General features: G+C 72.8%; 14 protein-coding genes. 2 read left to right on the forward strand and 12 right to left on the reverse strand.

The genetic code is table 11. The annotated features are described in order from the left end of the window. Positions 1-357: hypothetical protein (locus ABDW35_RS22375; RefSeq protein ID WP_343716094.1), on the reverse strand; the 357-nt coding region annotated here is incomplete at its 3' end. A gap of 211 nt (positions 358-568) precedes the next feature. Between ABDW35_RS22375 and ABDW35_RS22380 the strand changes: the two genes are divergently transcribed. Beyond that, positions 569-973, forward strand: a complete 405-nt coding sequence (locus ABDW35_RS22380) for a cupin domain-containing protein (RefSeq protein WP_343716095.1) — start codon at positions 569-571, stop codon at positions 971-973. Positions 974-1,019: 46 nt separating this feature from the next. On the opposite strand, the gene larB is transcribed toward ABDW35_RS22380, so the two are convergent. Genes larB through ABDW35_RS22395 form a run of 3 tightly spaced genes read right to left on the reverse strand, consistent with a single transcriptional unit; the run spans position 1,020 to position 3,675 of the window. Next, complete coding sequence (gene larB, locus ABDW35_RS22385) at positions 1,020-1,691, reverse strand: nickel pincer cofactor biosynthesis protein LarB (RefSeq protein WP_343716096.1); 672 nt, start codon at positions 1,689-1,691, stop codon at positions 1,020-1,022. Next, positions 1,688-2,491: a hypothetical protein gene (locus tag ABDW35_RS22390; protein ID WP_343716097.1), complete on the reverse strand. Its 804-nt coding sequence runs from the start codon at positions 2,489-2,491 to the stop codon at positions 1,688-1,690. The genes larB and ABDW35_RS22390 overlap by 4 nt, the downstream gene beginning before the upstream one ends. Next, positions 2,488-3,675, reverse strand: a complete 1,188-nt coding sequence (locus ABDW35_RS22395) for a LarC family nickel insertion protein (RefSeq protein ID WP_343716098.1) — start codon at positions 3,673-3,675, stop codon at positions 2,488-2,490. The genes ABDW35_RS22390 and ABDW35_RS22395 overlap by 4 nt, the downstream gene beginning before the upstream one ends. Before the next feature lie 119 nt (positions 3,676-3,794). Here ABDW35_RS22395 and ABDW35_RS22400 point away from each other — a divergent pair, with 119 nt between their 5' ends. Next, positions 3,795-4,550: an FCD domain-containing protein gene (locus ABDW35_RS22400; RefSeq protein WP_343716099.1), complete on the forward strand. Its 756-nt coding sequence runs from the start codon at positions 3,795-3,797 to the stop codon at positions 4,548-4,550. Positions 4,551-4,716: 166 nt separating this feature from the next. On the opposite strand, the gene larA is transcribed toward ABDW35_RS22400, so the two are convergent. From larA to ABDW35_RS22440, 8 genes are all read right to left on the reverse strand, one after another. Continuing rightward, positions 4,717-6,012, reverse strand: a complete 1,296-nt coding sequence (gene larA / locus ABDW35_RS22405; RefSeq protein ID WP_343716100.1) for a nickel-dependent lactate racemase — start codon at positions 6,010-6,012, stop codon at positions 4,717-4,719. A 128-nt stretch (positions 6,013-6,140) separates the two neighbouring features. Next, on the reverse strand, positions 6,141-6,617 hold the full coding sequence (locus tag ABDW35_RS22410; protein ID WP_343716101.1) for a YHS domain-containing (seleno)protein: 477 nt from the start codon (positions 6,615-6,617) through the stop codon (positions 6,141-6,143). Positions 6,618-6,643: 26 nt separating this feature from the next. Then, positions 6,644-6,781, reverse strand: coding sequence for a hypothetical protein (locus ABDW35_RS22415; RefSeq protein ID WP_343716102.1), 138 nt, complete (start codon positions 6,779-6,781; stop codon positions 6,644-6,646). Then, the gene (locus tag ABDW35_RS22420; protein ID WP_343716103.1) at positions 6,778-7,629 is read right to left on the reverse strand and encodes an alpha/beta hydrolase-fold protein; all 852 of its coding nucleotides are present in this window, start codon (positions 7,627-7,629) and stop codon (positions 6,778-6,780) included. Before ABDW35_RS22420 ends, ABDW35_RS22415 begins: the two co-directional genes overlap by 4 nt. Continuing rightward, complete coding sequence (locus ABDW35_RS22425; protein ID WP_343716104.1) at positions 7,629-8,804, reverse strand: OpgC domain-containing protein; 1,176 nt, start codon at positions 8,802-8,804, stop codon at positions 7,629-7,631. The genes ABDW35_RS22420 and ABDW35_RS22425 overlap by 1 nt, the downstream gene beginning before the upstream one ends. Next, the gene (locus ABDW35_RS22430) at positions 8,788-10,398 is read right to left on the reverse strand and encodes a thiamine pyrophosphate-binding protein (protein ID WP_343716105.1); all 1,611 of its coding nucleotides are present in this window, start codon (positions 10,396-10,398) and stop codon (positions 8,788-8,790) included. The genes ABDW35_RS22425 and ABDW35_RS22430 overlap by 17 nt, the downstream gene beginning before the upstream one ends. Beyond that, positions 10,399-10,902: a hypothetical protein gene (locus ABDW35_RS22435; RefSeq protein WP_343716106.1), complete on the reverse strand. Its 504-nt coding sequence runs from the start codon at positions 10,900-10,902 to the stop codon at positions 10,399-10,401. Positions 10,903-10,922: 20 nt separating this feature from the next. Beyond that, the coding region (locus ABDW35_RS22440) for a hypothetical protein (protein ID WP_343716107.1) at positions 10,923-11,149 on the reverse strand (227 nt) is incomplete at its 5' end.

Here is an 11,149-nt window from a genome sequence, read left to right on the forward strand (position 1 = left end):
GTCGCGGTGGCGGTCGCGGCGATCCTGGCGGGCGGCCGCGCGATCGGCGGCCTGGGTCCTGTCGCGGGCGCACAGGCTGTCGGCGGCGCGGCTGCGCAGCGCCAGCGAGCGGTGCACAGAGCGGGAGAAGCGGCTGAAGGCCAGCCCGGCCTCCTGCGCCTCGGCCCTTGCGGCCTGGACCGCGGTCTCGTCCGTTTCGGGCTGGGCGGCCTTCGCCTGGGCGCCGATGGCGCGGACGCCTTCGCCCTCGGCCAGCTGCATGGCGATCTCGGCCAGGCGGGTGAGCATCTGGATCTGCTGCAGCGCGAGGCTGCGGCAATAGGCCTGGACGTCGAGATCCTCTGGCGCTGGCTTCATGGAACATATCATGAACAAAGTCGCAGACTGGCGCAAGGGACTTTGTGTTTGGCTGCATCGCCAACGCGCCGCCCGTCGCCGTCGGGCGCAACCGTGCCGGGCAGCCGCGCGGCATGCGCCGACCGCCTCATGCGTCATCGGGCCGGTGTTCGAGCGGCGCTCAGAGGTGCAAGCTGGCACCAGCGAATCCGACAGACCAGGGAGACCGATCTTGGACATCGTCCGCCACGGCGCCCAGCCGCCAAGCCCAGGCCCGGCCGAATACTTCACCGGCACCGTGCACATGGCGTCGCGATTCCAGCGCGCCGCCCCCGCCCGTGTCGGCGGCGTCATCGTCACCTTCGAGCCCGGCGCCCGCACCGCCTGGCACACCCATCCGCTGGGGCAGACGCTGATCGTCACCGCCGGCCAGGGCTGGGTGCAGCGCGAGGGCGGGCCGGTCGAGCCAATCCATCCGGGCGACGTGGTCTGGATCCCGCCCGGGGAGAAGCACTGGCACGGCGCCACGGCGATCACGGCCATGACCCATGTCGCCATCGCGGAGCAGTTGGACGGCAAGAGCGTCGACTGGCTGGAGCATGTGACCGACGCGCAATACGCGCAGGCCGGCCGCTGAACATCTGTGGATATCCCAGCCCCTCGCGGGGGGCCTTTTTTGCCTTCTATTCCCGCAACCGGCGGGCGGCGTCGAGCAGGCGCAGCGCGGCGCAGGCGGCGCCGTAGCCGTTGTCGATGTTGCAGACCGACAGGCCCGGCGCGCAGCTGGCCAGCATCGCGTCCAGCGCCGCCCGGCCGCCGGCGGCGACGCCGTAGCCGACCGAGGTCGGCACGCAGATCACCGGCCCGGCCACCAGCCCGCCGACCACGCTGGCCAGCGCCGCATCCATGCCGGCGACGACGATCACCACCGGATGGGCGCGGATCTCGTCCAGCCGGTCGGTCAGCCGCCACAGCCCGGCCACGCCGATATCGCTGAACAGGCTGGCCCGCTGCCCGGCATGGCGCAGCGTGCGCTCCGCCTCGCGCGCCACCGGGATGTCGGAGGTGCCGGCCGACAGAATCGCCACCTGGCCCGTCGCCGCGACGGGCCGCAGCGGGCCGAAGAAGCCGGTGCGCGACACCGGGCAATAGTCGATGCCGCCGCAATGGCTGGCCGGCAGGGCCTCCAGCTTCGCCGTGTCGAGGCGGGTCAGCAGCAGCCCGGCGCCCGCCGCCTCGGCGAGATCCAGGATCGTCGCGATCTGGGCCGCGGATTTCTCGCCGCAATAGATCGCCTCGTCCTGGCCGATGCGACCGCCGCGAGCGAAATCCAGGGTGACCTCGTCCCGGCTCATCCCGGCACCCCGACGAAGGCGCTGCCGACCCGGTAGGGGGCGAAGGCCAGCGGCCGCGATGCCGTGGCGGCGGGCAGGACGGCGCGGATCGACGCCTCCAGCGCCGCCGCGCCGGCCTCGCCCAGCCCGGCCAGGCTGCCGGGATCGAGCTCCACCACCAGACCGGCGGCGCGGATCCGGCAGCGCACCGTGCGTGGCCGCAGGCGGTCGGCGACCAGTTGCTCGACCGTGTCGATGGTGCGCAGCATCTCCGGCTCGATCGGGATCAGGGTCTCGACCCGGCTCGACAGGCAGGGCGAGGACGGCAGCTCCGCCAGGTCGCCGAGACCGAGGTCCCGCGCCAGGGCCCGCAGCCCGGCCTTGCCGATCCCGGCCTCGACATAGGGGTGGCGCACGCCGTGCTCGCGCGCCGCGTCCAGCCCCGGCCGGTACTCGCCGAGATCATCGCGATTGGTGCCGGAGACGATGGTGCCCGTGACCCGCCCGGCGATGGCGCCATAGAGATTGGTCTTGCAGAAATAGCAGCGGTTCACCGGGTTCTCGCGGTAGCGCGGATCGGCGAATTCGCCGGCGTCGAGCACCGTCAGGGCCCAGCCCTCGCGCCCGGCCCAGTCGCGCACCCGCGCCGTCGCCAGCGGCGGCACCGCCGGCGACACGGCATGGACCATGGTGACGGCATCGGGGCGCCGGCGATGGGCCAGCACCGCCAGGGTCATGCTGTCGACGCCGCCGCTGACCGCCACCGCGATCGGCCCGAGCCCGTCCAGCACGACCTCGAGCCGGGTTCGATCCGCACTCATGACTCTTCCACCGCTTGCTCCGCCGCCCGTCGCCGGGCCCGGCGGGCCTTATGCCCGTCCAGGTCGGCCACGTCATCCGCCTCGGCCTTGGCCGTCAGCCCGCCGGGCCGGTCGACCGCCTTGACCCGCACCGGCCGCCCCCCGGCCGCGACCTCGACCATCCGCCGCGGCAGCACCGCGCGGTCCTGAACGCCATAGCGCAGGCCGATCGTGGTGGTCTCGCTGAAGCATAGCCGCAGTACCTCGTCCCGCGCCTCCGGCCGCGCCAGCAGGCGCAGATGCGTCATCATCCGCCCCTTCTTGCCGAAGACCGGGGCCTGGACCGCGTCCAGCACCGCCGGATGAGCGCGCAGCCGGTCCAGCGCCAGCGCCAGCTCCTCGCCCGACTGGTCGTCGATCTCGCATTCCACCACCAGCACCGCATCCGTCTCGAAGCCCAGAGCCTGCTGCGCCGGGTCGAAGCGCAGCACCCGCACGCAGTTGCTGAGGCCGGGCAGGATGCGGGTGCCGAAGCCGATGCCCGTGCCGCCCAGGATCCGCGGCTGGGCGGGTCGGGCAGCGTCGCCGCAGAGATGGCGCAGGATGGCGGCGCCGGTCGGGGTGACACGCTCGCCGCCGACGCCGTCATCGATCACGGCGAAGCCCTGCAGCAGCAGCGCCGTAGCCGGGGCCGGCACCGGCAGCGGCCCATGCGCCGTCCGCACCCGGCCGGAGCCGAGCGGCACGGTACCGACGCTCCAGCGCGACGCTCCGGTCGCGGCGATCAGATGCGCCGCCCCGACGATGTCGGCGATCGAATCCCAGGCCCCGACCTCGTGGAAGCTCACCGCCTCCACCGCCACGCCATGCACCCGCGCCTCGGCCTCGGCCAGGTGCCGGAAGATGGCGACGGCATGGTCTCGCACCGCGGGGTCGAGCGCCGACGCCTCCAGCCCCTCGCGGATCCGGCGCCAGGCGACATGGTCATGCCCGCCACCCTGCCCGCCCGCCCGCCCGACCAGGAAGCGCTTGCCGGCCAGCACCCCGTCATTGTGCGGCGCCAGCCGGGCGGTGACGCCGGCCAGCAGCCCGGCGCGGGCCAGGCTGTCCTGCAGCCCGGCCTCATGCTCCGGGAACAGGTCGAGCAGCGCGGCGATGAACATGTCGCCCGCCAGGCCGCCGACGAGATCGAGATGCAGCTCCATGCCCGGACTGTTCCAGATTGCCGGCGGGTTCACAATGCGGCCAGCACCGCGGCAGCCTTGCGCCGGGCGGCCGGCGCTGCGATCCTGCGGGCCGCGAGGCGTGTGACCTGAAGGATGACATGAGCGGGGATTCCGCGGCTTTCGGTGCGATCCGGAAAGCCCCCAACCTCACCGCCGGCCTGGTCGAGACGCTGGAGGCGCAGATCGCGTCCGGCGACCTCGGCCCCGGCCAGCGCCTGCCGACCGAACAGGCGATCGTCACCGCCACCGGGGTCAGCCGCACCGTGGTGCGCGAGGCCCTGGCCTCGCTGCGCGCCCGCGGCCTGATCACCACCCGCCAGGGGCTCGGCGCCTTCGTGGCCGAGACCGTGCCCGCCCGCAGCTTCGCCATCGACGCCGAGAAGCTGCAGTCGATCGGCGACGTGCTGCAGGTGCTGGAGCTGCGGCTGAGCATCGAGGTCGAGGCCGCGGCCCTGGCCGCCGAGCGGCGCGACCCGGAGCAGCTGGCGCGGATCGAGGCGGCTCAGGCGGCGTTCCTGGCCGCGATCTCGGCGCCGGGGGCCGATGCCGAGACGGTCGGGCTGGGCGAGGACCTGGCGCTGCACCGCGCCATCCTGGCCGCCACCGGCAACGCCTATTTCGCCCGGGTGTTCGACGTCTTCAACGTGGTCATCCCGCGCCAGCGCATCCCGGTCGCGGCCCTGACCCAGGCGGAGCGCGAGCGGCATCTGCGCCGGGTCGGGCAGGAGCATGAGGCGATCCTGGCCGCCATCCGCGCCGGCGACGCCGCCGCGGCCCGCCGGGCGATGCGCGTGCACCTGACCCGCGCAAGAGACCGCTACGCCGCCCTGCAATCCGAGGCGAAGGCGGGGTGACCTCCGAGTCCCCCCTCCCCTCGCGGGAGGGGGATAGGGGGAGGGGGTTGGCCACGCCAGGACCGTCCCCTGAGGACGCCAGCTCTTGCTGCAAGAACCCCCTCCCCCTACCCCCCTCCCGCAGGGGGAGGGGGGACTAGAATGAAGTGGGCCCGCTGGCCAGCTTTCACCCCGCCGCATGATACGGGATGACATACGGCCCTTCCGGGATGATCGCGACGGCCGGGTCGTTCGCGCGCGCCACGCTGGCGGCGATAGCGGCATCCAGATCATCCACCAGGGCCGTGCCGGTGATGCCCCGTTCGGCCGCGCCGAGGCCGGTGGTGTAGAGCTCGACCCGGCCGAGGCGCAGCGATTTCAGCTGCATCTCGGTCTGCCACTCGTCGATCTCGGCCAGCGACTTCGCCGTCAGCGTCGCCAGGAACCGCTCCGGCCCCAGCTCGACCAGCCGGGTCTGGGCGTCGCGGAATTCCGGCGACCCGAAGCCCTCGGAGCATTCCGAGGCGATGATCAGCGTGCCGCCCGGCGCCAGGATGTCGAGCGGCGTCACCATGCCCTTGATCGTCTGGTAATAGGTCTTGTCCAGCGGATAGCCGGCCGAGGAGGTCACCACCGTCCGGAACTTGCGCGGCACCGGCACCCGGGTGGCGCCGCTGACGAACTCCACCGCGGCGGCATGGCTGGCGATGATCTCGCCGAAGGTGACGCACACCAGGTCGCGGTCCTCGTCCAGCACGGTGTTCAGGCCGTAGACCTCGCCCAGCATGCCGACGATCTGCAGCTGCTCCTCATGCAGCGGGTTGCCGACCAGGTTGCACTGGACCGCCAGCGGGTCCTCCATGAACCGCGCCGAGTGGAAGGTGCGGATGGTCTCGTGATGGGCGACGCCGGGGGCGATCACCTTGCGGCCGCCGGACCAGCCGGCCATGAAATGCGGCTCCACCAACCCGGTGGCGATGCGCAGATCGGCCTCGACGAACTGCCGGTCGATCTTCACCGGCGTGCCGCGCGTCGCGGTGCGCCCGAAATCGACATGGGCGTCATCGTCGCGGGCGTCGTGGTTGTCGACCCGGACATGCTGCAGCACCCAGGGGTCGCCGACCAGCTCGGCCAGCTCCTCGCCCAGATTGGGCCGGTGCAGGCCGGTGGCGACCAGGATGCTGATGCGGTCGAGCGGGATGCCGGACGCGACCATCGTCTCGACCATCGGCCGCAGGAACAGCTTGTTCGGCACCGGCCGGGTGATATCGCAGATCAGGATGCAGGCGCTGCGCCGGCCGCGCGCCAGCTCGGCCAGGCCGGGCGCGCCGATCGGCTGCGCCAGCGCCTGCCGGATCGCCGCCTGCGGGTCGGGCAGCTTCGGCAGCGGCTGCTTGCGCACCACCGTCGCCTGCGCCCCCGCCGGCAGGCGGATCGGCAGATGGCCGCGGCCATAGGAGAGGGTGAGATCCGCTGAGGTCACGGTGCTGCTCCGTTCGGCAAGGCCGGGATGATGGCCCCGATTTCGGAGCCCATCAATGGCGACCTGCCGGGGAAGCGGCAAGTTGTATGATAACGCCACGAGGGACGGGCAGCATCACCGGCCGGGGCCTACTGCTTGATGTCGCCCGCGCCGAGCTTGGGCCAGTTGCCATTGGCCTTGGCGATGTAGCCCTTGGGGTCCTTCGCCCAGGTGTCGCGGACGCCGAGGTCGTAGTTCAGGTACAGCTTCCCGTCGACGATCGACCAGGCCTCCGGCTCGATCTTCACCAGGTAGCCGCGCGAGGTGCCGTAGGCGCAGAAGCCACCGAAGGCCGGCATGTATTTCTCCGGATCGGCCTGGAACAGCGCCTTGTCCTCGGCGCTGGCGAACCACCAGGTGGCGCCGTCATGCTGCACGGTGAAGTCGGGGCTGCCCTGGTGCGGCTTGCCCTCGCGGAAATAGGCCACCGGGTCGTAGCCGCGGATCGCGACATTCTCGGCCGGCGCGCCCAGCGTGTTCACCGGGTGCTGCGCGTCCTGCGCCCGGGCGGCCAGGGGGGCGATGAAGGCCAGCGCGGCGAGCGCCAGCAAGGTGCGTCGGACCATGGTCAGCTCCTTTCGGGGATGCGGGGTCACTGGGTCAGCAGCACGGATGCGCGCAGCCGGGCCAGCTCCTCCTCCAATTCGCGGATACGCCGGTCCTTGCGGGCCAGCTCGCGGGCGGCCTCGTCGGACCGCTTCGGGTCGCCGGGGCGGGCATCGGGGGTCATGGCAGAACCTCGCTCGTGATCGGGGTTGCGGGCAGGCCCAGCGCGCTCAGGGCGCCGTCCAGCCAGATGGCCCGCACCTCGTGCCCGCCATCGTGCAGGCACAGCGTGAGCGGGCCGCGCTCGCAGCCCTGCGCCTGGGTGCAGGCGATGCCGGCGACCGTCACCGGCGTGCCGGCGCCGAGGCGGCAGCCGGCCCGCTCCTCCAGCACCTTGAGGCTGCGGAAGGTGTCGCCCTGGTGCCAGCGGTCGCCGATGGCGCGGCCGGCCAGGGGGAAGGTGCGGTCGGCGCGGCCATGGACATGCACCAGCGGCGGCGGCGCTGCCTCGCAGTCGCCGGGCTGCGGCAGCGGGTCCCAGAACACGCCGGAGAAGGTGACGGCGCCGGCGACCCGGTCGCCGAGATGGCAGGCGACGTACCAGGCCATCGACGCGCCCTGCGAGAAGCCGCCGACCACCACCCGGTCCGGCCCGAAGCCGAAGCGGCGCTGCAGGTCGTCCAGCACCTCGCCGGCGAAGCGGGTGTCGTCGCGGTCGTGGCTGGGCGAGCCCGCGAAAGACCAGGTGCGGTCGAGCCCGTCGGGCGCGGCGAAGGCCAGGCCGTGGGCACGGGCCACGGCGATCAGGTCGGCCGCCCGCATCTGGTCGGCGGCCGAGCCCTCATAGCCATGGAAGAACAGATAGACGCCGGCCGGCGCGCCGCCCGGCGGCAAAGCGATGCGGTATTCGCCATCGGCGACGCGGCAGGGCACGTCGCCGCCGCAGATCTCGGTCGGGACCGCGGTCCCGGCGGCCAGCGCCGGCCGCAGGGCCAGCACCAGCGCGGCGCCAGCCAGGAGGAGCCGGACCATCACGCCGCCTCCGGCACCGGCGCACCGCCGGTGCGGGCCGGCATCGCCTTGAACCAGGCGACGGCATAGGCCACGGCGATCAGCACGCCGAAGCCGGCCAGGTTGGCGGCGGCGGTGGTGACGGCATCGCGGCCGGCATGGTCCAGCCCCATGCCCAGCACCTGCGCCGCGACCATGCCGCTGACGAAGACGGCCAGGGTCTGCTGCCCGACCTTGGAGATCACGGCCACCGCGGCGCCCTTCAGCCGCGCCCCGCCGGGGCCGACCAGATGAGCGGCGAGATAGGCCAGCGCCAGGAAATGCGCCAGGCGCAGGATGCCGAAATGGGTCTTGTCGGTCAGCGGCGCCAGCGCCTGGGCCCAGCCGTTGAAGAAGGGCGATGCTTCCAGGATCCGGTAGTAGGCGAATGGCACCGTCGCGAGGACGAAAACCGCGGCCAGGGCGATCAGGGCCCGGCTGAAGCCCGGCGACGGCAGGGTGCGGCGCATCAGGAAGAAGCCGAGATAGAACAGCAGCTGCCAGCCGAACGGGTCGAAGAACCAGGCGCGGTCCGACCAGGGCTCGGCCGGCAGGTCCAGGAGATGCGCCTGGGTCAGGCCCCAGATCGCGGCCATCAGCACGAAGGGCAGCGCGCGGTGCAGCCGCTCGGCCAGGATCATCGCCGGCATCAGCGCCAGGATCACCAGATACATCGGCAGGATGTCGAAATAGTTCGGCACGTAGCTGAGGGTCAGGAACCGCGGCAGCAGGCCGATCGGGTCGGCGAAGAAATGCGGCAGGTTCAGCTCGACGATGTAGCTTTCGCCGCCCGGCCTTGTGCCGGCCGCCGCCACCAGCGCGGCGATGACGACGAAGACCGCGACATGGATCCAGTAGATCTGCCACACCCGGCGCGCGACGCGGCCGGCGCCGCGGGCGAAGCCGTCGCGGTCGAACACCCGGCCGAAGGCGATGGCCGAGGCCATGCCGGACAGGAACACGAACATCTCGGTGGCGTCGGAGAAGCCGAAGCGCGCCGGGATCCAGAGGATCCAGGTGTTGTCCGGGATATGCGCGGTCAGGATGATCAGCATCCCGAGGCCGCGGAAGAAGTCGAGCCGCGGGTCGCGCCGGCTGCGGCCGGCGGGGGCGCTGGACAGCGCCTCGCGTCCCGCCAGCTCAGAAGGCCTGGTCATATGCATCGGCGTCGAACCTGCAGGCGATCAGGGTGAAGCGGTCGCGGTCCCGGGCGGCGGCCAGCTCCTCGGCCAGCGCCGCGGCGCCGGCGACGGTGCGGCCATGGCCGCCGAAACCCTCGGCGATCGCGGCGAAATCGGTGAGGCCGAGGGCGACGCCGTTCGGCGCCAGCCCGGCCGAGTTCTGCTTCAGTGCGATCAGGGCCAGGCTCCGGTCCTGGAACAGCACGAGGGTGACCGGCAGGCCGAGGTCTCGCAGGGTGGCGAGCTCGCCGATCCCCATCTCCAGCCCGCCATCGCCCATCACGGCGACGACGCGTCGCGCCGGGTCGGCGACCTTGGCGCCGATCGCCAGCGGCAGGGCCGCGGCCATGGTGCAGAAGCCGGCGGATTGCAGCAGCGACAGCGGCCGCCGCGCCACCCATTTCTGCGAGAACAGGATGCGGTGGGCGCCGGCATCGACGGTGACGAGGTCGCCCTCCGCCACCGCACGGTTCAGCACCTCGACGATCGCGTGCGGACCCCACTCGGCCGGGGCGGCGAAGCGCTGGGCCAGCGCCGTCCGGGCCGCGGCGGGCTCGCCGCCGGTCCAGGTCTCGGCGGGTCGGACCGCTTCGGCCAAGGCGGCGATCGCGGCCGCAGGGGCGGCCAGCAGGCGGGTGCTGGCATGGTGCATGGCGTGGTCGGCCGGCGCGCCGGTGACCTCGATGATCTTCGCCGGGTCCGAGACCGGGTCGAGCCAGCCGAGCCGCATCTCGATCGGGTCGTAGCCGACGAACAGCAGCAGGTCGGCCTGCCCGAACAGCGGCAGCAGCAGCGCGTCGGCCGCCGGCGACAGCCCGGCGCCGCCCAGCGCCAGGGGATGATCCTCCGGCACCAGCCCCTTGGCCTTGTAGGTGGTGACCACCGGCGCGCCGAGCCGCTCGGCCAGGCGCAGCAAGGCCGGGCCGGCGCCGCCCTGCGCCGCCTCCAGCCCGGCCAGGATGAGCGGCCGGCGGGCCTGCGACAGGCGGTCGGCCACTGCCGCAATCGCCGGGTCCTGTGGTGCCACCGCCGGGCGCAGCACCGCCGGCGGGACCACTGGGCGCGGCGCCGGGTCGGCCATCGCCGCCACGGCCGGCGACAGATCGAGATGCACCGGCCCCATCGGTTCAGCCAGCGCGATCGCCAGGGCGCGGGCGACGGTCGGGCCGGCGCTTTCCGGCTCGACCTCGAAGCTGGCCTTGACCAGCGGCCGCAGCAGCGCGGCGTGGTCGATCACCTGGTGGGTGTAGCGGGCCCGGGTCGGGCGGTCGACGATGCCGGAGATCACCACCAGCGGCACATGCTCCTGCGCCGCGTCGGCGATGCCGTTGACCGCATTCGCCAGGCCCGGACCGACCGTGGCGACCAGCAGACCCGGCGTCGCCGTGGTCACCGAGGCGCCGGCGGCCATGATCGCCGCCGCGGTCTCGTGCCGGGCCAGGTGGAAGCGGATGCCCGCCGCCTCCAGCCCGTCGATCAGGGTCACGACCTCGCCGCCCGGCATGCCGAAGGCGTGGCGGATGCCATGGGCGTGCAGGGTGGCGGCGATCGTGTCGGCAACTCGGGTCATCTACAGGGCGCTTTCAGCGGATTGGGACTCGCGGAAGCGTACGACGTAGGCGACGACAAGGCCGAACAGGATGTGGCCGGCCAGCGACGCCCAGGCCAGTGGGATGAAGCCGAGGAAGGCGGGCAGCCCGGCGAAGATGTGGGCCATGATGTAGAGGGCGAAGACCCACAGGCCGGTGCCGAAACCGATGCCGGTCAGCGCCAGCGGCAGCTGCGGCAGGATCCGGCGCTGCAGCGGCCGAGCGATGAACAGGTAGCCGATCGGGTAGAACACGATGCCGGTGATGGCGTGGATCAGCTCCGCCACCGTCCAGTTCTGGAAGCCGAAGACGGACTGCACCAGCGCCGCGGGCTGCAGCGGGCCGCCGACCAGGAAGGGCGTGATGCCGCGGGCCCAGATCTCCCACACCACATCGGCGGCGATGCCGGCCAGCAGGATGGTGGGGACGAGGCGGCCGGTGACCGCGGGGAACAGCGGCGCCGGGGTGGTTTCGGTCATGGTCATGATGGGATCTCCACTTGAATTCAGCATTTGGCCCGCAGGCGGGCCGAGGGGGACAAGGCGCGGCCGTCGACCGCTGCGATCAGGCGGTCCTCGGTCTTCAGGCGGCGGCGGGCGGCGCCGATCGCGCGCAGGGCCGGAGCGTCGCCGCGCCGGGACGCGGCCTCGGCCAGGGCCAGGACGAACAGGTCGCGCTGGGCGTTGCTGCCGCCGAGCTGCGGGAGAGCGGCGGCAAGCCGGTCGAGCGACC

Origin of the sequence: Inquilinus sp. (genome assembly GCF_039594555.1) — a bacterium.
Lineage (GTDB): Bacteria > Pseudomonadota > Alphaproteobacteria > DSM-16000 > Inquilinaceae > Inquilinus.